Origin of the sequence: Flexibacter flexilis DSM 6793 (assembly GCF_900112255.1) — a bacterium.
Lineage (GTDB): Bacteria > Bacteroidota > Bacteroidia > Cytophagales > Flexibacteraceae > Flexibacter > Flexibacter flexilis.
Map to the genome: position 1 here is coordinate 435,677 of NZ_FOLE01000001.1, position 23,236 is coordinate 458,912.

Genomic DNA, 23,236 nt, shown 5'->3' on the forward strand with positions numbered 1-23,236 from the left:
TGGCGCAAAGCACGTACAATCAATTACATACTGAATACAGCGTACTATTTTCCATCAAAAACAGGAACAGATATTCATAAAATAATAGCTGTCCCTGTTCATTTTTTTCAAGAAAAACGCTCTTCCGTCAGTTCTTTATTGACAGCCATACCTGTTGCGGTACCCGTCGCTACGGCATTGGCAACTGTCCGCATACGAGTAGTATTGTCGCCACAGGCAAACACACTTTTTATACTTGTTTTCTGAAAAGCATCAACTTTGAGATAACCATCTTCGGTCAGTTCACAGCCCAACTGCATAGGAATTGGGCAATGTTGCTCAAAAGGAAGTCGCGTATAAAGTGCATTTATTTTTTGTTCTGCACCGTCCTTAAATACAATTGCTTGCAGTTGCCCATTGGTGTGCGCTAATGCTACAATTTCCGTTTCCACAACTCGGATGCGATGGCTGGCCAGTTGTGCGGCTTGCTGGGTGCTTAGCGTTGATTTTCCGTTGGTGAACAATGTCAAATCATTAGTCCAATTAGCAATGAGTTTGGAAAATTCAAAGCCAGATTCGCCATTGCCCAAAATTCCAGTGACAGCGTTTCGTACTTCATATCCATGGCAATACGGACAATGTAACACCGAAATTCCCCAACATTCTGCCAAGCCTTTGATATTGGGCATCATATCTCGGATGCCAGTGGCGAAAATCAATTTTGTAGCCGAAAACACTTCGCCCGATGAAATTTGTATTTCAAAACCCTTGTTAGTTTTACGGCCAGCAGTAGCCAATCCGTCCCAAAAAGCAATGGTGTTGTAGGCGGCTACTTGTTGTCTTACAATATTTGCTATCTGTTTGGGTGTTTGCCCGTCTTGGGTCAAGAAATTATGCGAATGTGGCGTTTGTCGGTTGCAAGGCTGGCCGCTGTCAATAATGAGCACCGTTTTTAACGCTCTACCCAATGCCATTGCGGCAGCCAGTCCCGAATAACTCCCCCCAACAATGATTGTATCAAAATGTTTATTGCCGTTCATAAAGTTATTTTTTGAGTGCTGAATTGATTTGAAAGGCAAAGCAAAAAATGCAATGGCAATTCCGCTTTGCTTTATAAATATTCATCTTGATAACGATCTGCTATTTTTCTGTTCGTGTCCCATCATCACTTGTATTTTGTGTTGGTGAAGTTGAGAGTCCCAATTGCCCCATCACCCAGTCCACCAACGGAACGCCAACCAATACCGTCCAAGGCACCAGTACCAAGGTGAGTATCAAGGTTCTGACATACAGCGGAAACGCAGATAACATTTCTCCAAACAAATAGTGAAATAAGGTAATAGACGGATAAATAACTACCCATATTTTTAGCGATGCCATTACTCTTGCTTTTAGCTTCATCATGTTTTTGTGGAGTTTAAAACTTAAATTAATGAAGTGTTATAATTTGCCCCGTGTTGGCACCAAATACACTTTTGCGAAAGCCATACTCAAGTTGTTTCATCGTCGTGGGCATTTCGCCAGGGAAATACGGAAAATATTGTGGAGAATTTTCGATAACCGTCGGACTTACAGCATTAATGCGAACTCCATTTTCTAACTCAATGGCGGCGGCTCTTACAAATGCTTCTACTGCTCCGTTGGCGGCGGATGCGTTGGCAAAATTGCGTTGCGGTTCGTGCGTTAAAGCCCCCGTAATCAAGGTAAAAGAGCCTTTGGGTTTGATATAATGCTGCCCGATAAGCACCAAATTAATTTGTCCCATCAACTTGCCTTCAAGGCCTTTGCGGAATGTTTCGCTCGACAAACTTTTCCATGCCCCCACATACGTTGGGCCAGCAGTACAAATCAGCGCATCAAACGCCCCCACTTGTTGAAACAGGTTTTCGATAGACTCTGGGTCGGTAATATCTACCTGAATATCACCCGAATGCGCACTTGCTTTAATGATTTCGTGTTCTTGCTCCCAAGCGTTTACTAAGTAAGTTCCCATAGTGCCCGACGCACCTACAATAATGATTTTCATTTTGCTTAACTTTTATTTTTTGATAAATTAGAAGATATGCAAAAGTATCGGGGCAAGGCGGCTTGCTTGTAAGACAAAAATGAAGTTGGATAGGACTTATTTAAAGTTCTGCCTAAAGGTTTCGGGGGAATAGCCCGTATGCTTTTTAAAAAAACGAATGAAGTAAGATACGTCTTCGTAACCTAACTCATAGGCAATCTGGTTTACTTGATTTGAGGTGGCGAGCAGATGCCTTTTGGCTTCCAGAATAATATGTTCATTAATGAGGTCCGAACAGGTTTTATTCAGCGTTTCTTTGGTAATCGAATTGAGTTGGTAGGCCGTAAGATGCAACATATCAGCATATTGCGTCACTTTCTTTGTGGTCGTAATATGCTGCTGCAACAATTGTAACAACGCTTCTAATCGCTCTTGGGCATATGGATGACTTTGCGTGTGAATGCGGTTTGGTTCTTGGCTCTGCCTTACCAGTTCAATAAAAAGAAGCTCCAAATTCGCTTTGATTGCATCCTGATACCTTTCTTGCTTGTGGGTATATTCCCGAAAAATACAAGTCAAAAAAGAAAAAATCTTTCTAAACTTCTCAGCATTAAGTGGGCAATAATTCTTATTACTCACTTTAAGAAAAATCTGGTGGGCTGTTTTTTCGCGAGGCGCATAAAAATCAGTCTTAAACTGCATCAAATAACCCTTGCTAGCGTTTTTTAATGTTAGTTGATGCACTTGGCCGGGACGAATAAAAAAAACTGTGTAATTATTGATGGCGTAGGGTATAAAATCAATGATATGTTCGCCCTCGCCCTTTTCCAATGCCAAAATCAAAAAGAAGTCGTGTCGGTGAAGTTCCTGCACCAAATCCTTCCCCGAAAGCAGCGAATCCATATCCCGAATAGTAAAACTATCCGAAAAATCAGGTTCTGCCATTTGTCTTACGGGAATTTTTTCCATCTGCTTTTCTTTTTTGTTACGGGAATGGTCATACTAATGAGATGGGTTAGAAGGTGGCCTATGTCTTCACAGGCCATGGTCAGGTAACTTCTATTTTTGTACAAAAACCTTCTTGGTGATGCTACTATTGCCTGAAGACATCACCACCAAATATGTACCCGAATACAAGGTTTGAATATCAAAATAACCAAGCGTTTGGCCTTTGTTCAGTTTCGATTCTTGTATTAATTTTCCTTGCAGGTCATACAATTTGATTGCTAAATCTTGTTTGTTGAGGCCGCCGATTTGCACCACGATTAGGTCAGAGGCAGGATTGGGGAAAATTTGTATTTCGTTGTCGGTGCTTGGCGCACTAACAGACACTGTACTGTTGTAAACGGTGGTTGTTTCAGTAATGGACGTAACCTTTGAACCAGATTTCACGCCATAGTATGTCGGCCCGACGAGATACGGATAAACCGAGTTGTAATTCGTATCTACCGTTGCAAAATACGCATACGTTCCGTTCGGGTATTCGGGTGTAATACAAAACCTACCGTTGTGCGCGTCCAAATAACTTTCGTCTCCCGTATGGGCTGCCCATTCGTAATCTTCTCTGAAAGTTCCAAGCGGATATGTGGTGCTCACGGCTGGGCCATCGGCAACGTCAGTGCCATCCGCCCAATGCGTGCGTGTCGTGATATTTCTTAACTGATAACCCGATTTAATTCTTGTGATTCCGCCTGTACCATTGCTATTTTTATAGCCAAATGCACCATATACGGGGAAGCCATCAAACGCAAACCCGATGAGAGGCGAGTGCTCAGAAGCCGAAATCGTATATAACCCATCGCCGTCATACAAATTACAGATAGTAGAGATAACGTTTAAATCCATATTAAAGGCACTGGGACTTTGATGATGATGATAGTTTGTGCCCGCAGGATGACCTTTAGAACAGTCAAAACCAGGTTTTTCAAACAATACGGCATCGCGCATCCAAGGTTGCGTAACATTCGGCCCACCCGCACAAGGCGGATTGCCCGGCCCTCCACAATACGCATTGGCCGTAGTGTTCCACGCTACTCCATCTCTAAAATCAAACATCGAAACGCCATTCACAAACACGCCAATCGTTCCGCCAGCGGTGGCAGTAGGCGTGCCTGTATTCTGCACTGGATTGAGGGGAAATGCGTAAATGACATTTTGATTTCCCGCTTGATTCGGGTTTCCGTCAAGATAAGGCCCGACGTTATAAGCAGGCATACCCGTAGTCCGAACATATACACTGTTTGCGGAGTATTCTACTTTCTGACAATTCACCAATATTCCGTGTGAGATTGGCGTAGAATTGCCTGACATATAATAATAACCCGTTGTAGTGGTATTTTGTAGCCATTCTGTAATAGCAGGATTGGTTTGGGCGATTAGCTCCGAAAAACCAGCCAACATCAGCATTAGTAGTAAAGAAGATTTACGCATAATTAATATTTGTTTATTTGTTGTTTTTAAATTGATGTTTGGGCGCAAAAACAAATTCTTTGTCGTTGAGCGTTAATAAAAAAGCGATTAAATCAACTTTTTCGTTTGACGTGAGTGTAATGGATTTTGTTAATTGCGGTGAAAGTGTTGCAGACGTTTCTATTCCCGATGCGTAATGGTTAATAACTTCTTTCAATGTACTAAATCGGCCATCGTGCATATAAGGATACGTGTAAGACAAATTACGAAGGCTTGGTACTTTAAATTTCCTTTTATCCTTTGGCTTTTGCGTAATTACAAATCTACCAAAATCTTTGAGAATAGTATCCAGAGGCAAGCCATTATTTTCAAAATGATAGGTAGAAAATAACGGTTCTGCATGACAATTTGCGCAATTTTTTTGAAATAAATAATAACCTTTTTTTTCTTGTTCCGAAAAAATATCTTTCCCTAATTTAACTTTATCATATTTTGAATTGGCAGACACAAGCGTTAATTGAAATTGCGCGATTGATTTTAAAATTTTACTGCTTGTTATCAAAGAATCTTGGTATGCCCTGAAAAACAATTTTTTATAATCAGCAGACGCAGACAATTTTTTGATAACTTCCACAATATCACTTCCCATTTCTTTGGGGTGCGAAATGGGAGCTAAAGCCTGCACGTCCAAATGATTGATTGCCCCGTCCCACATGAAAGAACTTTGCCAAGCCAAATTAAACAAAGCTGGCGCATTTCTGTTGCCAACTGAATCGAATATTCCGTGACTCAAATCGTGGTCGGTGTGCGCAAAAGCGTTGTAAGGGGAATGACAAGAAGCACAAGAAACAGCATTGTTTTTTGAAAGAATGGGGTCATAAAACAAAATTCTACCCAATTCAATTTTATTGCTATCCAAAGGATTTTGGGAGAAATTGTAAACTGGTTTTGGAAAATAGGCAGGTTGTCCGAACCAATGATGTTGGGGCAACAAAACAAAAGACATTAAAATCAAGCCAATCGCCAAAACGCAAATTATTGTTTTATTCATTCTTGGGTCATTTTAAAAATTTCGGGGAATTGATTGGCAATTTGGACGGATTTTTCGCTCGGCGACATCACTTGATAAATTTTAGAAACATCAATTAACGTAAATAATTGATCTATTTGTATGAAAATTTCTGCCGAATTACGTGCATTGCAGTTTAATTCTATTTCGCGCATCGCATAAAAAGGCTCTAAATATCCGCCAATATGCCAATAAAATTTATGATTTCTGGCAGGGCAATTATCGGCAATTCCTTCTAATTTAAAATTGATATAGCCACTTTGCCAAGTCCAATACATTCCATGAATTGGGTCTAAATTTCCATCCAAAACGCCCGCTACATTCGTGAGACTGTCAATGCCCAACTTAAATTTTATTTTATTAAAATCAAATAATTTACTTTCAATAATTTCTTGAGAAATGGTTTCGAACGCATCAATCAAATAGGCTTTTTTGCTTGAGCTACCGACCAAAGAATCATTTTTAAAATACTGCAAATCAGTGATATAAAACTTTAAATTTGTAATCGTTAAAGAGTCTTTTCCAATGCAATACGTTTTATGAAGAACTAATTTATCTGTTTTAAATTTGGGGATTATTTTCAATTTCGTAACGTCTTGAGCATTAGCCAAAAAGACAATTAACAAACCTAAAGACGAAAAGAAAAACCTCATTTTGATGGTATTTTGTAGCAATTTTTATGGTGATAAACAAATTTGATTGCCTTTGTTCCTACCGCTTAAGACATTATCCTCACAAAATAAGCAACAGAACAGAGTCTTACAACTATTTTCAAATAAAACACAAGAATATCTCTTGCTATAAACCAAAACGGGACACGCTAAGTAATATTTAGCGCGTCCCGTTTTTTATAATCTATCACTAATTTTAAGCCTTCAGCGAATCCATGTCTATCACGAAGCGATATTTCACATCGCCTTTTTCCAAACGCTCAAAAGCTGTGTTTACATCCTGAATATTAATAATTTCGCTCTCCGCCACAATGTTGTGTTTATAGCAGAAATCCAACATTTCTTGCGTTTCGGCAATGCCGCCAATGTTCGAACCTGCAAAACTTCTTCTGCCCATCACCACATTAAACGCATGAATTTCGAGCGGCTCAGGCGGCAAACCCACCAACACTACGGTTCCGTCGTGGCGCAACAGATTCAAATAAGTATTCACGTCGTGTTTGGCGGATACCGTGTCTATGATGAAATGTAATTTGCGGTTGTATTTGGCCATTGCCTCCGCATCCGACGACAACACCGCCTCATCAGCACCCAAACGTTTGGCATCTTCCACTTTGGCGGGCGAAGTCGTGAAAACCACCACTTCCGCGCCCATCGCTTTCGCGATTTTGATGGCCACGTGTCCCAAACCACCGATGCCCAACACACCTACTTTTTTGCCTGCGCTTGCGCCCCAGTGTTTCAGTGGCGAATACACCGTAATACCCGCACAAAGCAACGGTGCTGCCGCTGCCAAATCTTTAAACGGTGGCATTTTGAGCACATATCTTTCATTACACACATATTTTTTGGAAAAACCGCCAAACGTATGACCGCCCGAAATTTTGTCGGGGCTATTGAAAGAATACGTTACACCTTCGTCGCAAAACTGCTCAAGGCCGTCGTGACAGTGGTCGCAATGGTCGCAACTGTCCACGATACAACCGACCGCAGCCAAATCGCCTACTTTGAAATTTTTCACGTGGTTGCCGACAGCCGTTACACGACCTACAATCTCGTGGCCGGGAACGATTGGCGCGAAAAATCCGCCAAAATCGCCTTTCACTTGGTGCAAATCAGAGTGACAAATGCCACAATACAAAACCTCAAATTCTACATCGTGCGCCTGCACCGCGCGGCGACTAATCATAATTTCGTGCAACGGCTCTGTGGTGGCCGTAGTGCCATACGCTTTTACTTGTTGTGTTTCCATTTTTTCTATAAAAATCTATTAGTTAAATAGTTAATAACTATCACTTAGCATTTTATCACCTTAAAATATTCGAAATTTCGCGCCTATGGCGTTGGCATTTCAGCGAACAATTTTGTGCGGCAAAGCATTCAAACCTGACGGATTAAAGACTATAATCCCAAAAGCCTTTAGGCTTGGTATCTTGGTAGTAATCGCCTAATTGATGAATTACGCAAGCACCGTAGGTGTGAAATCTTCTTTTTCAGCTCATGCTAAATGGCTTAAAAAGTTAGGTTGAGTAATAAAAATTATTTGGCGGGCAAAACTTCGTTCAGGCAATTGATGGCGTTGAGCGTACGCGGATAACCCACATACGGCAACAGTTGCGTGAGCAGATTAATAATCGTTTGTCGGTCGTTACCCACATTCGCATTGCCCTGAATGTGTCCTTTGATTTGGCCTTCTGCACCGCCCAACGCCACTAAAAAGGCAAGTGTTACCAGTTCGCGCGTTGGAATATCCAAGCCGCTGCGCGTAACATAGTCGCCGAAACAGTTAGCCGACAAATACTGCTGAATATGTAGCAAATCTTTAGGCGAATTTTTATACATATCGTCTATGCGACTACCAAAGATTTGTTTTTGCAAAGCCAACCCTTTTTCCTGTCGGTTTTCGGGCGTAGTGGTAGCATGGCTTTCCAGCGGTAAGGCAATATTTCTTTCTTTGAAAATGTCGTTGGTGGCGGCGATAAAATCTATCACTTTCGCAACGCCCACATAAGGCACGGCCTGATACACCACTTCTTTAATTTCCGTTGGTCGAACACCTACATTCAGCGCAGCGTTCACAAACATTCTATATTCTGTAAGAGCCTGACTGCCAATCGTAGAAGCCATAATCAGCAAAGTACGACGCTTCACGTCCGTTGTATCGTGGCTGATTACTTCATCAAATGCAAAATTGTCGAACACCGCCACCAAATCGGGGTCTGTTTGTTGTACTTTTGAAATATAATCTGGCCACAATTGGCGATGATTAGCCAAAGCCTTTGCGTTCGGTTGCGTGCCGTTATTGCTTTGCGCCTGATTGTAGTCTGTGTCGCTTACGGGTTCGAACCATTCGGTTTTGTCTTTGTCCACGTCCGTAATCATGGCAATATGTCGCATACTGTTTTGGTGAGAAGCTCCGTGCCAATGCACTACATTTTTAGGGATTTTCACCACATCGCCTTCCCGAATTACGCGCATAGGCTGGCCTTTTTCCTGATAGTACCCGATTCCTTCAATCACAAAAAGAAGCTGGCCGCTTCGATGACTATGCCAATTGGTGCGGGCTTGCCGCTCGAAGGTTACCGTTGCGATGTTGGCATTATAACCTTCGTCGGGCGTTACGTTCATGTTTACCCACACCGTACCCGTAAACCATTCTTTCGGGGCGGCATTTCCTTTGTTGATAAAAGATGCCATTTGATTTTTTTTGTTTATTTGTTTGGTCTGGGCAAAAGCAACACCACCGTACAGCATTGTTACCAATCCCCAAAATGCTACTATTTGTTTCATCGTGTTTATTTAACTAACAGAAAATCAAGGCTTACTAATGCCCAGATTTTGATTAAGATGCAAAGCTGGATTCTGCACGATAGTGGCCACGAAAGCAGCAATACTTCCACTTGCCCCGATAATGAGCACTTTTGTCATGTAAACTTTGGCTTATTTGCCTACCCTTGCTTGCAAATGTTGTGGGTATCTTTCCCCAAACACCTGAATTTGAGCGGCGGCGTTCTGAATATTTTCTAAATCTTCTGCGGAAAGTTGCACGGAGGCAGCTCCCACATTTTCTTCCAAACGGTGTATTTTGGTCGTGCCCGGAATGGGTACAATCCAAGGTTTTTGCGCCAACAACCACGCCAAAGCCACTTGTGCGGGTGTTGCGTTTTTGGCGGCAGCAATATTTTTTACCAAATCCACAATTCCTTGATTGGCTTTGCGATTTTCCTCCGAAAAGCGCGGCACTACGTTGCGGAAATCTGTGCTATCAAATTGCGTTTGTTCGTTGATGGCTCCTGTCAGATAGCCTTTGCCCAGCGGACTAAAAGGCACAAAACCAATTCCTAATTCTTCTAGGGTTGGTAAAATTTCTTTTTCGGGTTCGCGCCACCACAACGAATATTCGCTTTGCAGGGCGGCCACAGGCTGAACAGCGTGTGCCTTGCGAATGCTTTGTACGCCTGCTTCGCTCATGCCGAAATGTTTTACTTTGCCTTCTTTGATGAGTTGTTGCACAGTGCCAGCCACGTCTTCCATTGGTACAGCCGTGTCCACGCGATGCTGATAAAACAAATCAATGGCATCAGTATTCAGGTTGCGCAAAGAGGCTTCCGCAACAGCTTTTATCCGTTCAGGGCGGCTGTCCACACCATTCATAGCATTGCCATCTTTGAACCCAAACTTTGTAGCAATCACCACTTTGTCGCGGAATGGCTGCACGGCTTTTCCCAAAAGCACTTCATTGGCTCCCAAACTGTAGGCTTCGGCAGTGTCGAAAAACGTAATACCCAACTCGTATGCTTTGCGGATAAGTGCTATTGCGTCGGCTTCGTTGGTGGCAGGGCCGTACCCGAAACTCAAGCCCATGCAACCCAAGCCCAATTCGGATACTTCCAAACCACTTTTTCCTAAAAATCTTGTTTTCATTTTCTTTGATGATTTTGTTAGAACTTTTGACTTCACAAAAGTCTTCAGTCTGGCGCAAAAAAGCCTTATACAGATTACTGCTTTATTTACCATTATTACGGATTCGCTCCAAAAGCAAGGGCTTGTGGATGGTAGCCTATACGCGAGCAATAAGGTGTTTTTGAAGTGAGAATGGAGTGATTGAAATGCTGTTGTCGGAAATAATAAATGGAGCTTTCTGTAAAAAAAGTTTGTACATTAGCATTTATACGGTTTTGTTGTATTATTGCATAAACAAAGCGATAATAACCTTAAAAATTATATCCAATGTCTGTTCACCGTTCAGAACCCAAGCGCATCACCACGCATACACTTTTGGAGATGAAGCAAAAGGGCGAAAAAATAAGTATGCTCACAGCCTACGATTATTCGATGGCTCGAATTTTTGACAGTGCAGGAATAGACGTGTTGCTCGTCGGCGACTCGGCTTCTAACGTAATGGCTGGCCACGAAACTACTTTGCCCATTACACTCGACCAAATGATTTATCATGCCTCCTCGGTGGTCAGGGCTGTAAAGCGTTGCTTGGTGGTGGTGGACTTACCGTTTGGTTCGTATCAGGGCAACTCTTCGGAGGCTCTGCGTTCGGCTATCCGCATCATGAAAGAATCTGGCGGCCATGCTATTAAAGTAGAAGGCGGCAGTGAAATAAAAGAATCGGTGTTGCGTGTGTTGAGTGCTGGTGTGCCTGTGATGGGACATTTGGGACTTACGCCGCAGTCTATCTACAAATTCGGAACTTATACGGTACGCGCCAAAGAAGAAGCCGAAGCCCAAAAGTTGATAGAAGATGCCAAAATGCTCGAAGAATGTGGCTGTTTTGCGTTGGTTTTAGAAAAAATCCCTTCTAAGTTGGCCAAACGCGTAGCCGAAGAAATTAATATTCCTGTCATTGGAATTGGTGCAGGGCCGCACGTGGATGGTCAAGTGCTTGTTTCGCATGATTTGCTGGGTATTACCAACGAATTTAAGCCGCGTTTCTTGCGTAAATATGCTGACTTACACAGTATTATGATCGAAGCTGTAGCCAATTATATAACGGACGTGAAAGAAAATACATTCCCGAACGAAAAAGAATGTTATTAATTATTGAGCGTAAAAATCTGTTTTTGAAGTAGAAAATTTAGCTTCAAAGAATTTTTACCTTATCTTGCGTAGGCCAAACTTCTGCAAATTTTGTACAGATTTGAGCCTGTTTTTTTATTTACTCACTTAAAAACAAATCCTTACGACGATGGCCAAAAGCACAGATATGCGCAAAGAAAAGAAAAAAGAGCCAACAAAGTCTCTAAAAGAAAAGCGCGACGCGAAAAAACAAAAAAAGAATGACCGTTCTAGCGACTAATTTTTTTGTTTCAATTTTTTCTTGAAAGCCAATAAAAAGGCTTAGTAATGAATAAACTTACTCATTACTAAGCCTTTAGCTTTTATAAATCTATTGCTTATTTCGTTTTGGGAGCTTTGCTCACTTGCCAAATGGCTAAGGCTGTTTCGGCACTGCACCAACTCAGCGGCGAAGCTGGGCTACAATCCGAGCCATCAGGATAAATACGTTCGGGCATGAGGCCGTACACATTGCTATTGTCTATCATCCAACCCAAAAGCTGTTTGGCATCTGCCCATTCTTGGTGCAGTACGCGGTATTGCACCAGTGCCGCCGACGTAAAGAAAAATGCCGCGTGTCCGTAAGTGGCTAAGCCATGTTCGGGCGTGTCGAAATACTGCAAACCTCCACCCAAAATCATAGCGTTAGTTTTGTACCATTCGGCTGTTTTTTGCATGGTTTCGTTGTCGGGGTAGCCCCACAAAATCCCGAAAAGCGATGAAGTATCGTACAAATACGTTGGCGTGTTGCCTTCGATAGATGTACCGTCGTCGGCCTTGCGGTCTATCGTGCGCAAATCCATGTAAGTACCTGTTTTGGGGTCAATCATGCGATTGATGTTGGCCGCCATCAGGTCGGCAGCTTTTTCGTAGCTGTTGGCTTTTTCGGTATTGTTCCATTTGCGGGCAATGTGCGAAGCCGTGCGCAATGCCGCTGCGCAAGTTAGGTTGGTAGAAGGCAAATAACCTGTCCATTCCACGATGCCACCTTCGTACAACAAGCCGTTTTTATCTAATTTATTTACCAGAAAATCAGCCGTTTGATAGAAAAATTCGGGTGTGGTAAGCCACTGGCCTGTTTGCTCGTGGTATTCGTTGATTAGCCAAATGAAATAGCCGTTTGCGTCCCATTCGGGTTCGTCGTAGCGTGCGCCGTCGCCTGCATTTACGCCTTTGCCGAAAGCGTTGTAACGGGCATACCATTCGCCAACCGATTTTTTATCTACAAAAGTTTTTTGCCAATATTCAATTACTTGTTTGGCTTCTTCGCGGTGGCCTGTGAGCAACATCACGCGGGCGGTTTTCATGGCATCGCGCGGGTAGAGTTGGGGCATTCCTTGCGTGCGGAACTGGCCCGTAATGTCGGCAGGGATTTGACCGCCTAAGTTGGCCGAACGCGCCGCGATAAGATTGCGCTGGAAATAGGTGCGCAATTCTTGTTGGGTTTTGTCGGGCTGCTTGCCAGAGGCCAACCATTTGTCCCAATAAGCCGCCGCCGTAGCCATCGGCGTTTTGTCGGCTTTCAATACCGCAATGTTTTGCTCTAAGGCTTTGAGCGAATGCGCCGCCGTAATGGCAATGGTTAATTTTTTTGTTCCTTTAAAAGAAATGCTCGAATCGGCTACGCTGATTTGGTCGGTTGCTTTGCCTGAAAGAATAACAAAACCCACATACACGCCATTGCTCCAACGGCCATACGCCCAATTTTTGTTGGCTTTCAATTCGGTAAGTTCCGTGATGCGGTTGGTGGAAATGTATTTGCGCAAACCCACCAAATACCCTACGGATTGTGCCGCTTGCGTTTCCACAATAATGGCATTTTTGGGGTGACTTGTCAGCGAAATAGATTCTTTATCTGTCTGAGAATGAATAACATAAGGTGCGGAAAGTGTCGTTTCTTTCAGTTCGGTGATGGGTTGCCATTGCCCTGCTGCCGTGCGCGTAAGCAACTGCGTAGAACGCAAATAATCGGTGGTATAATCCTCGAAATAAAGATGTTGAATCCCCATTTGGTTGGTTTGCTTCACGATGCGGGCATCATCGGAATACGCAAAATTAAGCGTGCCATTGCCCAGCACCGAAAAGCCTTTCCATTTGCCCGCAGAGGCAGGAAGTGCCACCAACCAAGCGGCAGCCAGTAGTAAAATAGTTTTCTTCATAGTAACTTATCATTTTTTGGTTAAATGAGCCCAAAAATACAGATTTCGCCGTGCGGCCAATACTTCTGCTCTATTTTTATTTAAGATCTACGAAAGCATTGTAAATGGATAATGGAGTTTAGTTGATACAGCAAGATTTTATAAATCCAAAACTACATTTTGTAAACTGAAAAGCGTCTTTCGTGAGGTGAAATGGCTTATTGGTGTATAAATTGAAATTATTTAAAAATATCTTAATTGTTTTACAAAATATTACCACTCTTACGATATACAGTAGTTAGAATGATTAAGTAAATTATTACATTGGTTAGCTTTACGTTTTCAGTAAAAAGCCTGTCTGCACACATTGCAAACAGGCTTTTTTATTAAGAAATAATTTCTGGATTTCGATTAAAGCAGTTGGCCAATTCCAAACGTAATAACAAATAACAATGTCGTCAAAGCCATTTGTTTAAGATACGGGTCAAGCTCTGCTGGTTGGGTTTTGCGTTGTACATTCAGGCCATTCACAAGCACCAAAGGCACTGCCAACAAGAAAAGCCATTGATACACCGACGCAGGGCGCAACAACACATAAGCCACCGCGCAAGCCAAGCCAGCCACCAACAAAAACCAGTGATAAACGCGGGCTTTGGCCGCGCCCAAGCGCACCGGAATCGACATTTTGCCAGCCTGTACGTCAGATTTCATGTCGCGGATATTATTGACATTCAGCACTGCCGTCGCAAAGAAGCCACAAGCCGCCGCAGGCAAAAACACAGGCGGTTCGAGTGTGTGCGTGTGCAAATAATATGTTCCCAACACGCCCGTTAGCCCAAAAAATAGCATCACGGAAATATCGCCCAAGCCCGCGTAACCATACGGACGGCTGCCGTTCGTGTAAGTGATGGCCGCAATAATACATACGATGCCAAGCCCGAAAAACGTCAAGAATATTTGCCAAGAAGCTCCCAAACTCACCCATAACAAAGCCACACCAGACACTACCGAAAGTCCCGAAAACACATAAATCGCGCGTTTCATGGCTTGCGGCGTAATCGAGCCAGCTTGCACGGCACGTTTAGGCCCTTCGCGCTCGATGCTGTCCGCACCGTGCACCGAGTCGCCGTAGTCGTTGGCCAAATTGGAAAGGATTTGCAAAAAAATGGTAGTCAGGCAGGCCAACGCCAACACCCAACCATTGAAAAGCTGCTCACGCGCAGCCAAAAAACTCCCCATCAGGATACTGGCCAAAGCCAAAGGTAAGGTACGCGGACGAGCCGCCGAAATCCATGCCGAAGCGGGTGTACTCATAAAAAAGCTGAATTTGTTTTTGAGGCAAAGGTGCTAAATATTTCGTTCAAATGCGAAAATCATATTTTTGGTACAGATTCAATACAAAAAATATATTTATTTCCCTGAAAACGTTTTCGTTTTGGGGGCTTGTGTGTTACCTTCGCCCTGAACAATTCAATTCAACACCCCTTACACCTGAAATTTATGACAACCTCAACACCCACATCCCTTTTTTCGGAATTTTCCGCCCAAAGTAAAGCGCAATGGGAAGCGCAAGTAGCCAAAGACCTCAAAAATCCAGAAGCCGTACAAGGTTTGGTTTGGAACAGCCCCGACGGCTTGGTCGTGCCTTCGTTCGCTACGCCCGAAGACCGTCCGCAAGGTGGCGTTTTCGTTCCCAAATCCTCGAAAGGCTGGCAGTTCCGCGAATGTATTTTGGCCGACAATCAGGCGCAAGCCAACACGGAAGCATTGGCCGCCATCGAAAAAGGAGCACAAGAAATTACGTTTGTTTTGTCGGGCAAAAATGCAGATTATCAGACACTTTTTAAGAAAATTAATCTAAAAGAAACGCCCGTAACGGTGGCTTTGTCGGAAGATTTTGGCGCATTGTTATCTTTCTTAGAAAAAAATAATGCTACGCTTACACCCCTGAAAGGTGGTTTTGCTTTCGACCCCATCAAAGAATATTTGACCAAAGGCACGCCGCTTGCCGCTTGCTTCGAGCAACTGGCCGCCGCTTTCACGCTGATGAAAGATTCGGCACATTGGTCGGGTTTGCAAGTAAGCAGCAGTTATTTTCAGGCTGCGGGCGCGTCTGTGCCTCAGCAAGTTGGCCTGACGTTGGCCGCAGTAGTAGAGTATTGGAATAAACTTTCGGATAAAGGCTTGGACATCAAAACTTTGTCGGCCAAAACGGAATTGGAAGTAGGCGTAGGAACGCATTATTTCATGGAAATTGCCAAGTTACGTGCTTTGCGGTTGCTTTTGAGCAAAGTAAATGCCGCTTTCGGTAACGAAGCCGCCGCGCCATCGGCCATTCACGCCACCACGGCCAGCTACACGCTTGCCACTACCGACCCCGACACGAATATGTTGCGCCACACCACCGAAGCCATGTCGGCTACGATTGGCGGAGCTGATAGCCTGAGCATTGCGCCGCACACCAGCGACTATTCGCCGTTTACGAGCCGCATCGCACGCAATATTTCTACACTTTTGCGCGAAGAAAGCTACTTGGACCGTGTAACAGATGCCTCATCAGGTAGCTATTACATCGAAAATCTCACGGACGAAGTAGCCAAAGCAGGTTGGGAATTTTTCCAAGCCATTGAAGCCAAAGGCGGTTTGTTGGCAGCTTTTGAAACGGGTTTTGTGCAAGAATCCGTAGCTGAAAATCACGCCAAACACGTGGCTCTTTGGAAAGAGAAAAAATGGGTTTTAGTTGGGGTTAATAAATATTTGAACCCGAAAGAGGCCGCACCAGAAGCCCACGAAGCAGCCGCCCAAACTACTGCTTCAGGCGTGCGTTTGCTTACGCCAGTGCCTTTGTACGAAGCGGCTCAAAGCTAAAAAATACTGAAAAAATAAGTAAGATCGGGGGCGTTTGGCTAAAGCCAAACGCCCCCGATCTTACTTATAAACTTCTTGCAATGGTTTAAACGCAAATTTTTGGCCATCGAAAAGACCTAAATCGCTCATTTTGAGGGCTGGAATTACGAGCAATGCCATAAACGAAAGGCTCATGTAAGGCGCGTGCAAAGGGCTGCCCATGCGTTTGGCTTGCGCGTCGAGTGCGGCGTATTGGTGGCCTACGGTCGTGCCGTCTGTGTCGGTCATGATGCCCGCAATCGGCAACGGCAACACATTTTCTTCCGAAGCACTCACCGCCGAAATGCCGCCTTTGGCCTCAATGAGTAGGTTGGTGGCTCGGCTCAAATATTCGTCTGAAGTTCCTACCACAATAATATTGTGCGAGTCGTGCGCCACCGACGAGGCAATCGCACCTTCTTTTATCCCAAAACCATGAATAAACCCAACGGCAATAGGCGCATTGTTATAGCGATTGACAACCGCCACTTTGAGTATGTCGCGCGTAGTGTCAGCCTGCAAAAAACCGTTTTGGCTTTGCATTTCTCGTTCCAAATGATTTGTAATCAATTGCCCATCAAGCACTTGTATTACATTCACTTTCACGGTTTCCGCAGCAGCTTTGATTGCAAACTCCGAAGACTGTTTCGGGGACGTGTTGAAATGATTAAGGTGTTCGGCGCGGCTGCTGGCAATAAACGACTGGCCATTTTCGGCTACTTTTTGGCCATCAATGTAAGTGGCCAACACCCCAAAAGTTTCCAGCGAATCCACCACGATAAAGTCGGCAGCATCGCCTTCGCGCAGCAACCCGACAGGCAAATTATAATGCTCAACAGGATTCAGGCAGGCCGCACGCAAGACTTTAAAAAGTTCTACTTTTTTATTCAAAGCCCTTACAACCAATTGGTTAATATGCCCTTCGATGAGGTTGTCGGGGTGTTTGTCATCAGAACAAAACATCATATTTTCGCTGTGCTCGTGTAGCAGCGGCGCGAGTGCCTCAAAATTTTTGGCGGCACTTCCTTCCCGAATCAAAATTTTCATGCCGTAGCTCAACTTTTCGGCGGCTTCGTCGTAAGTAAAACACTCGTGGTCGGTGCTAATGCCCGCCGCAATGTATTGGCGTGCCTGCTCGCCGCGCAACCCAGGTGCGTGTCCGTCGATGGGGTAGCCGTAGCGTTTGGCCAACTCGATTTTCTCGTGTACGATGGCATCGCCATACAAAACCCCAGGGAAATTCATCATTTCGGCCAAGTAATACACGCTTTTTTGTTGGAATAAAATTTCAATGTCTGCGGCGGTAAGTGTTGCGCCAGCCGTCTCGAAGGAAGTGGCAGGAACGCAAGAAGGCGCACCAAAACAAAACTTAAACGGCACCGTTTTGCCGTTTTCTATCATAAACTCAACGCCTTTCAGCCCCAACACGTTGGCAATTTCGTGCGGGTCGGAAACGGTGGCAACAGAGCCATGCAAAACCGCCAATTGCGCGAAGTTGGCAGGCGTAAGCATCGAACTTTCGATGTGTACGTGCGAGTCCACGAAGCCACAACAAATATAATTATTGTATTGATTATCAGTTTTTTCTATCTTAGAAATACGTCCGTCCGTAACGCTCACGCGGGCAGGATAGATGCTTTGTGTATGTAGGTCTATGAGGTTGCCCTCAACGAAGAAAGATGCCATTATTTTTGTTTGAAAAAGTGAAATTTTGGAAAATTACTGTGTGCAAAACCCAACGGCTTACCAGTCAGGTTTGTCTTTGTTACGGCGGTTGCTCGATTCTGTTTTATGCTTGCGTTGTTGCAGATACTGCACTTCACTACTGCGCATACTTTCCAAAATCATGTTGGCTTTTTCTGCCGAAATTTTCATTTTTTTGAGTTGTTCGGGGTCGGCGGCCACATCGTTGCCGTCGCCATTTTGCGGATTGCCGTCTGCTAACTTTTGGGCATTGGCTTTGGGCTGTGCAGTAGCATCTTTGCTGGCCTTGCCATCTTTCGGGCTGCCTGTCGCACCTTTGGCATCGGCCTTATCGGTTTTATTTTGGCCTTGTTTGTCTTTGCCGCCCTTGCCGTCTTTATTTTGGGCTTGGTCTTGTGGCTGATTTTTGCCGTTTTGTTTGTCTGTTTGCTGCTGCTGATTCTGACCTTTTCCGTCTTGCTGCTGGCCTTGCGACTTCTCTTTTCCTTGTTGGGCTTTATTATCTTGTTGGTTTTGCTGCTGGTTCTGGCCGTTGTCTTGTTGGTTTTGGCCTTTACCTTTATTGTCTTTCTGCTTGTCTTCTTGTTTTTGGTCTTTATCTTTATTTTGTGGCTGCTGCTGTGCGTTTTGATTTTGCAATTTCTTGATTTTGATGTAGTTATGCCTTGCAAAGTTATTAGTCGGGTCGGCTTTGAGTGCGGCTTTGAGATAAGTTGCTGCCGTTTCGATGTCTTGCCGTTGGGCAGCCATGAGGCCTAATTGTTGATTGGCTACCGAGCGAATGGCCAAATCAGACGCACCTAACAAGTGATGATAATAGTCTGAGGCGTGCGCCGTGTCGGAAGACTGATAGTAACAATGAGCCAAATTGAGTACGGCGCGTTCGCCGCCGCTATGAAGCGTGTCCACCAAAATGCTATAATGCTTGGTTGCTGCCGCAAAATCGCCATGTTTATAAGAGTATTCCGCTTTTTTGATAAGTTCGTTGGCCTGCGCGATGTGCGAAATACCGCCACCACCAAACCACGACATGAATATGATAGAATATAAATACAATAACATTTGATACGAATTTACTACAATAAAATCCTTTTACTTATTGTTTAAAAGAAAACAAAGGTAATTCTATACAGGCAATTATAGAAAATATTTTTAGTAACTACCGAGTCTATTTTTTTCTGTTGAGATTTGGAGTCTTTGCGCAAGTTTTTGGCTAAATTGTTTACAAAGCTATTTTAACATTCGCAAAATGATATTATGGCAAACGCCCTTTCGTACTACTGGTTGATTTCTTATTAAAATATTACACAACCTCGCAAGCAAATTATCAAAAATTATGCTTTATTTGGAGATTGGTAGGCAAAAAATAAATATAGATGGCTTGTAATCAGGCGTATAGATGCCTGAAAGGTACATACTTATAAGGCTTGGTGGTTGTGATATATTATTGAATAATTCTAATGCCACGGTTCATGTAGAAAGTCAAATATTTATAAATAGTCAATTGCCTTTTTAATTGAATAGAAAAATAAAAAATGCAAATAGCCATTGTGTTTGGGGCGAAAATTGTAATTTTGTTAAAAATGCTTACAGTCAGCACTTTGAGGGGTAATGTAAGTTTCTCCATAGAAAAAAGTAAATGATTGTATAAAAAAGTGGTTACATTCTTAAAATTTGTTGTATAAAGGAGGGTAAACCCCTCAGAAATAAATGGAAGACGGGGAAATACTGCAACGAATAAAACGCGGAGATGAGTCAGCTTTAGACTACTTGTATCGGAAACATTACAAGATGATGGCTAAAATGATTCTTCGCAATTCTGGGACAGAAGATGAAGCGAAAGACATTTTTCAAGATGCCTTAATTGTGTTTTGGGAAAAAGTAATTTCGGATAAGCTGGTGCTTACCTCAAAAATAAGCACGTTTCTGTACAGCATCTGCCAAAATTTGTGGCGAAAAGAATTAGATAGAAAGTCTAAGTTGTCGGCCGAACAGACCGACAATATAGATGACACAGACCCTGACCTGCAAGAACGAATAGCTATTGTAAATCAATGTATTGCAATGCTGGGCGATACCTGCAAGCGATTGCTGACACATTACTATTTCGACAAGTTGTCTATGAGCGATATTGCCGAAAAAATGGGCTTTGCCAATGCCGATACGGCCAAAACCAAAAAGTATAAGTGCAAGCAAGAACTCGACAAGAAAATCAAATCGCTTTATAAAGCCAGCGATTTCTTAGACTAAAAAACTTAAACGGATATTATGCAAAATTCCGAAATGCTAAATGAGAAAATAGAAGCCTACCTAAACGACGCGCTCTCTACGACCGAACGAAAGGCTTTTGAACAAAACATGACTACCGACTCGTCTTTGCGCGAGGAAGTGTCGTTGCAACAAGACATTATTGAGGGACTAAAACGCGAACGCCGCGCCATGCTCAAAGCTCGCCTGAGCAATGTGGAACTTCCGCCATTGGAAGCCGCCGACATTGCCGCTACTGGTGCGCTTGCGTATTGGGCTAAATGGCTGGGCGGTGCTGCTCTTTTGGGCGGTGCGATTTTTGCTGCTTACTATTGGTCTAACAACGAGCCTGAAACTTCGGGCGTGGCTAACCAACAACCAGCCACTACCATTGTTGTAGAAAAACCTACGGCAGCCGTTGCGCCTGTTATTTCGCAAGAAACAGCCGTAACAGATGCCGACCAAGTACAGCACAGCAATCCACAAACACCTGTTGCTCAGAGTGTAAACAAACAAGCAATCCCTTCAAAAAATGCTGATAAAGCTAAAACGACAACAAGTTTGAGCGCGAAAGCTGGGCAAGTTGCTGCACCTGTCATAGACGGCAACGACTCAGACAATGGCTTTGAGAAAACAGATAACGGAGCAAATACGCCAACTGGAAATATTGCCAATGAAAGCGTGAAGGCTTCGCCTCGCCCAGAAGTGATTGTAGAAAAGTCTAAAGATTTGAGCTATCAATACTTTAATAATAAGCTTTATTTGTACGGCGATTTTAACAGTACACCTTATGAACTTTTGGAGCTTAATTCTCCTAGTGGCCGTAAAATGTATATTTACTTCGGAAATAGCTTCTACGCGTTAGAAGAAAGCCAAAACACTACGCCACTGCACGCAGTGAAAGACGCAGATTTAATTAATAATCTGAATGTTTTGCGGAAAAAACGTGCTGAATAATAATTGATTAGCATTTTCTATAAATAAAAACGGGTTTGCTCTCCAAACATAAAGGAAGCAAGCCCGTTTTACTTTTTGGGTGAAATCAAAACATTAGCCTAATACTTCGATTCTGAAAATATAGCCCGTGTAAGGCTCGGCTACCAACGGAATCCCTGCCGTTTTTTCGCTGGGGTCTATGGTATGCCAAATTTTTACTTCCACTTCGGGGTGATTGTCGAGCAGAGCCGTTAGCCGCACGCGCGAACTGGCACTAATACCCATTTGTTGCCAAATCTCTATCGGTACTTTGACCACTGGTTTCATTAATAGTTTTTGTTCAAAGTTTGCCAAAATAAGCAGGCGTTCGGTTTGCGTATAGCGAATGTAACTATACAGTCGCGTGTCGTTGTAGTCAAAACTTACACCTTTGTTAAACTCTTGTAGCGAGATAGTTGCGCCACTTCGAATAGCGGGACTGTGAGCCGTTACACCCAAAAGTTTTTGATAAAAAGTATGTAATTGTTTTTGTCGGATGCTCAAGTCTGCGCCATCAAAAAGCCCGTTGTTGAGTAGCTTTGTCCATTCGGGCATGGAGAAATAATCGAAAATTGTAGTGCGGCCATCGTCGCCACTAAAGCCGCTGTCGCCTTGCGCGGGTTCGCCCACTTCTTGGCCATTGTAAATCATTACGGGGCTTGTACTGAGGGTGGCGGTCAGTACCATGCCTGCTTGTGCGCGGAAAGGGTCGGCGGCAAACTGCTGCGAAGCGATGCGGTGTTCATCGTGGTTTTCCATGAACCGCAATAGTTTGTTGTTGTAGTCTTTAAATTTTGCCCAGCATTCCGTCAGGTCGTTGGCATTGCCATAGCCGCAAGTAAGCACGCGCACCATGTCGTAAAGCCCCACTTTATCGTACAAATAATCAAAGCCGCCGTGCTGCACATAGTCGTAATACAACGAGGGGTTATATACTTCTGCAATAAAAATAGTGTTCGGATACGGTGCTTTAATTTCGCTGATAAGCCATTGCCAAAAAGCAACGGGCACCATTTCGGCCATATCGCACCGAAAACCGTCCACACCCTTTCCGCACCAAAATAGCACGATGTCGCGCATTTTCAGCCAAGTATCAGGCATGGGCTCAAAGTGTTGTTCTTTATCGTTTTGATAATCAACACCGTAGTTAAGTTTTATGGTTTCATACCAGTCTTCTATGCTCGGAGTAGGCGAAAAACAATCGTTACCTGTGGCGCGTGCTGGCTGCTCTTTGTACGGTTTTTTGACCTGCAAATCGGGTGGTAAATACTGGCCTTTAGGAACTAAAAATTCACTTTTTCCTAAATAATAAAAATTGTTTCGGGCTGAAAAATTGAGGTTTTTGTCATCATTTTGTCCCAAATCTTGTATGCCTTCGGGCTTGCTGTCCGAATAGTATTGGCGGGCTACGTGGTTAGGTACAAAATCAATAATCACTTTCAGGTCTGCCGCGTGTGTGCGTGCCACCAACTGCTCGAACTCCTGCATTCGGTCAGGGACGGATACGGCCAAATCTGGCGCAACATCATAATAATCGATGATGGCATAAGGCGAACCCGCACGACCTTTCACGATTTGCGGACTATTTTTGGCAATGCCATGAGCCGAATAATCCGTAAGGGTTGCGTGTTCGATTACGCCCGTGTACCACACGTGCGAGACGTTCATTTCTTTAAGGTATTGCAAAGCCGTTTCCGTGATGTCTGCAAACTTGCCACAACCATTTTCTGCTATGCTGCCGTACCACTGATTGCGGGTGTTAGCGTTACCAAAAAGTCTAACAAGTAGTTGATATACAACAAGTTTGTTGTCTGAAATGTGTTCTATGAGTTGGGAAAATGGCATAGTTTTAGTAGAATAGATGAATTGTTGTAGAGAAAAGTAAATGTACTATTTTGTTTCAAAAAATACAAAAACAATGACTTTTCTATCCAAACGAATCGCTAACAGATTATTGTTATTTTTTCAAAAAAAAGAAACCTTGCTTGTGTTTCTGGTGGCGGATATGGCACAAATCTGCCTCATTTTCCGAAGTTTTGATACCTTTGCAAGGTTTAATCTTTCAATTTGTACAAACTAAATCTGC

19 protein-coding genes are annotated in these 23,236 nt (G+C 43.6%); 4 read left to right on the forward strand and 15 right to left on the reverse strand.

Annotated features, from left to right (window positions below):
• Positions 1 to 107 precede the first annotated feature (107 nt).
• From BM090_RS01845 to BM090_RS01890, 10 genes are all read right to left on the reverse strand, one after another.
• Positions 108 to 1,019: an NAD(P)/FAD-dependent oxidoreductase gene (locus tag BM090_RS01845; protein WP_091506346.1), complete on the reverse strand. Its 912-nt coding sequence runs from the start codon at positions 1,017 to 1,019 to the stop codon at positions 108 to 110.
• Between the two features lie 100 nt (positions 1,020 to 1,119).
• On the reverse strand, positions 1,120 to 1,359 hold the full coding sequence (locus BM090_RS01850) for a putative antibiotic biosynthesis monooxygenase (RefSeq protein ID WP_221405321.1): 240 nt from the start codon (positions 1,357 to 1,359) through the stop codon (positions 1,120 to 1,122).
• A gap of 49 nt (positions 1,360 to 1,408) precedes the next feature.
• Positions 1,409 to 2,005, reverse strand: a complete 597-nt coding sequence (locus BM090_RS01855) for a short chain dehydrogenase (RefSeq protein ID WP_091506350.1) — start codon at positions 2,003 to 2,005, stop codon at positions 1,409 to 1,411.
• Positions 2,006 to 2,101: 96 nt separating this feature from the next.
• Entirely contained in the window at positions 2,102 to 2,953 is an 852-nt protein-coding gene (locus BM090_RS01860; protein ID WP_091506353.1) for a helix-turn-helix domain-containing protein, read from the reverse strand.
• A 90-nt stretch (positions 2,954 to 3,043) separates the two neighbouring features.
• Positions 3,044 to 4,414: a T9SS type A sorting domain-containing protein gene (locus BM090_RS01865; RefSeq protein WP_091507807.1), complete on the reverse strand. Its 1,371-nt coding sequence runs from the start codon at positions 4,412 to 4,414 to the stop codon at positions 3,044 to 3,046.
• Positions 4,415 to 4,427: 13 nt separating this feature from the next.
• The gene (locus tag BM090_RS01870; protein WP_091506357.1) at positions 4,428 to 5,444 is read right to left on the reverse strand and encodes a cytochrome-c peroxidase; all 1,017 of its coding nucleotides are present in this window, start codon (positions 5,442 to 5,444) and stop codon (positions 4,428 to 4,430) included.
• Positions 5,441 to 6,136: an MbnP family protein gene (locus tag BM090_RS01875; RefSeq protein WP_143083836.1), complete on the reverse strand. Its 696-nt coding sequence runs from the start codon at positions 6,134 to 6,136 to the stop codon at positions 5,441 to 5,443. The genes BM090_RS01870 and BM090_RS01875 overlap by 4 nt, the downstream gene beginning before the upstream one ends.
• 193 nt (positions 6,137 to 6,329) lie before the next feature.
• Positions 6,330 to 7,385, reverse strand: a complete 1,056-nt coding sequence (locus tag BM090_RS01880; protein WP_091506364.1) for an NAD(P)-dependent alcohol dehydrogenase — start codon at positions 7,383 to 7,385, stop codon at positions 6,330 to 6,332.
• Positions 7,386 to 7,672: 287 nt separating this feature from the next.
• A complete protein-coding gene (locus tag BM090_RS01885) occupies positions 7,673 to 8,923 on the reverse strand; it encodes a (R)-mandelonitrile lyase (protein WP_221405322.1) in 1,251 nt (416 codons plus the stop codon).
• Positions 8,924 to 9,073: 150 nt separating this feature from the next.
• On the reverse strand, positions 9,074 to 10,057 hold the full coding sequence (locus BM090_RS01890) for an aldo/keto reductase (protein WP_091506368.1): 984 nt from the start codon (positions 10,055 to 10,057) through the stop codon (positions 9,074 to 9,076).
• Between the two features lie 306 nt (positions 10,058 to 10,363).
• Here BM090_RS01890 and panB point away from each other — a divergent pair, with 306 nt between their 5' ends.
• The gene (gene panB / locus BM090_RS01895) at positions 10,364 to 11,182 is read left to right on the forward strand and encodes a 3-methyl-2-oxobutanoate hydroxymethyltransferase (RefSeq protein WP_091506372.1); all 819 of its coding nucleotides are present in this window, start codon (positions 10,364 to 10,366) and stop codon (positions 11,180 to 11,182) included.
• Positions 11,183 to 11,538: 356 nt separating this feature from the next.
• On the opposite strand, the gene BM090_RS01900 is transcribed toward panB, so the two are convergent.
• Entirely contained in the window at positions 11,539 to 13,359 is a 1,821-nt protein-coding gene (locus BM090_RS01900; protein WP_091506375.1) for a glycoside hydrolase family 15 protein, read from the reverse strand.
• 390 nt (positions 13,360 to 13,749) lie between these two features.
• Entirely contained in the window at positions 13,750 to 14,652 is a 903-nt protein-coding gene (locus BM090_RS01905; protein WP_091506378.1) for a 1,4-dihydroxy-2-naphthoate polyprenyltransferase, read from the reverse strand.
• A 186-nt stretch (positions 14,653 to 14,838) separates the two neighbouring features.
• On the opposite strand from BM090_RS01905, the gene BM090_RS01910 reads away from it, so the two are divergent.
• A complete protein-coding gene (locus BM090_RS01910) occupies positions 14,839 to 16,206 on the forward strand; it encodes a methylmalonyl-CoA mutase family protein (RefSeq protein WP_091506382.1) in 1,368 nt (455 codons plus the stop codon).
• Between the two features lie 60 nt (positions 16,207 to 16,266).
• Here the strand turns inward: BM090_RS01910 and ade are convergent, their stop codons facing one another.
• Both ade and BM090_RS01920 read right to left on the reverse strand, forming a co-directional pair.
• The gene (ade, locus tag BM090_RS01915) at positions 16,267 to 17,910 is read right to left on the reverse strand and encodes an adenine deaminase (RefSeq protein ID WP_091506385.1); all 1,644 of its coding nucleotides are present in this window, start codon (positions 17,908 to 17,910) and stop codon (positions 16,267 to 16,269) included.
• Positions 17,911 to 17,967: 57 nt separating this feature from the next.
• Complete coding sequence (locus tag BM090_RS01920; RefSeq protein WP_143083837.1) at positions 17,968 to 18,990, reverse strand: tetratricopeptide repeat protein; 1,023 nt, start codon at positions 18,988 to 18,990, stop codon at positions 17,968 to 17,970.
• 648 nt (positions 18,991 to 19,638) lie between these two features.
• On the opposite strand from BM090_RS01920, the gene BM090_RS01930 reads away from it, so the two are divergent.
• On the forward strand, positions 19,639 to 20,178 hold the full coding sequence (locus tag BM090_RS01930; RefSeq protein WP_091506395.1) for an RNA polymerase sigma factor: 540 nt from the start codon (positions 19,639 to 19,641) through the stop codon (positions 20,176 to 20,178).
• Positions 20,179 to 20,196: 18 nt separating this feature from the next.
• Complete coding sequence (locus BM090_RS01935; RefSeq protein ID WP_091506398.1) at positions 20,197 to 21,132, forward strand: hypothetical protein; 936 nt, start codon at positions 20,197 to 20,199, stop codon at positions 21,130 to 21,132.
• A gap of 93 nt (positions 21,133 to 21,225) precedes the next feature.
• Here BM090_RS01935 and BM090_RS01940 read toward each other — a convergent pair whose 3' ends face one another.
• Complete coding sequence (locus tag BM090_RS01940) at positions 21,226 to 22,995, reverse strand: alpha-amylase family protein (protein WP_091506400.1); 1,770 nt, start codon at positions 22,993 to 22,995, stop codon at positions 21,226 to 21,228.
• Positions 22,996 to 23,236: the final 241 nt, after the last annotated feature.

Excerpts from the sequence above, each read along its gene's own strand:
- BM090_RS01845 (WP_091506346.1), bottom strand. The coding sequence starts at position 1,019 with ATGAACGGCAATAAACATTTTGATACAATCATTGTTGGGGGGAGTTAT.
- BM090_RS01850 (WP_221405321.1), bottom strand. The coding sequence starts at position 1,359 with ATGGCATCGCTAAAAATATGGGTAGTTATTTATCCGTCTATTACCTTA.
- BM090_RS01855 (WP_091506350.1), bottom strand. The coding sequence starts at position 2,005 with ATGAAAATCATTATTGTAGGTGCGTCGGGCACTATGGGAACTTACTTA.
- BM090_RS01860 (WP_091506353.1), bottom strand. The coding sequence starts at position 2,953 with ATGGAAAAAATTCCCGTAAGACAAATGGCAGAACCTGATTTTTCGGAT.
- BM090_RS01865 (WP_091507807.1), bottom strand. The coding sequence starts at position 4,414 with ATGCGTAAATCTTCTTTACTACTAATGCTGATGTTGGCTGGTTTTTCG.
- BM090_RS01870 (WP_091506357.1), bottom strand. The coding sequence starts at position 5,444 with ATGAATAAAACAATAATTTGCGTTTTGGCGATTGGCTTGATTTTAATG.
- BM090_RS01880 (WP_091506364.1), bottom strand. The coding sequence starts at position 7,385 with ATGGAAACACAACAAGTAAAAGCGTATGGCACTACGGCCACCACAGAG.
- BM090_RS01885 (WP_221405322.1), bottom strand. The coding sequence starts at position 8,923 with ATGAAACAAATAGTAGCATTTTGGGGATTGGTAACAATGCTGTACGGT.
- BM090_RS01890 (WP_091506368.1), bottom strand. The coding sequence starts at position 10,057 with ATGAAAACAAGATTTTTAGGAAAAAGTGGTTTGGAAGTATCCGAATTG.
- panB (WP_091506372.1), top strand. The coding sequence starts at position 10,364 with ATGTCTGTTCACCGTTCAGAACCCAAGCGCATCACCACGCATACACTT.
- BM090_RS01900 (WP_091506375.1), bottom strand. The coding sequence starts at position 13,359 with ATGAAGAAAACTATTTTACTACTGGCTGCCGCTTGGTTGGTGGCACTT.
- BM090_RS01905 (WP_091506378.1), bottom strand. The coding sequence starts at position 14,652 with ATGAGTACACCCGCTTCGGCATGGATTTCGGCGGCTCGTCCGCGTACC.
- BM090_RS01910 (WP_091506382.1), top strand. The coding sequence starts at position 14,839 with ATGACAACCTCAACACCCACATCCCTTTTTTCGGAATTTTCCGCCCAA.
- ade (WP_091506385.1), bottom strand. The coding sequence starts at position 17,910 with ATGGCATCTTTCTTCGTTGAGGGCAACCTCATAGACCTACATACACAA.
- BM090_RS01920 (WP_143083837.1), bottom strand. The coding sequence starts at position 18,990 with ATGTTATTGTATTTATATTCTATCATATTCATGTCGTGGTTTGGTGGT.
- BM090_RS01930 (WP_091506395.1), top strand. The coding sequence starts at position 19,639 with ATGGAAGACGGGGAAATACTGCAACGAATAAAACGCGGAGATGAGTCA.
- BM090_RS01935 (WP_091506398.1), top strand. The coding sequence starts at position 20,197 with ATGCAAAATTCCGAAATGCTAAATGAGAAAATAGAAGCCTACCTAAAC.
- BM090_RS01940 (WP_091506400.1), bottom strand. The coding sequence starts at position 22,995 with ATGCCATTTTCCCAACTCATAGAACACATTTCAGACAACAAACTTGTT.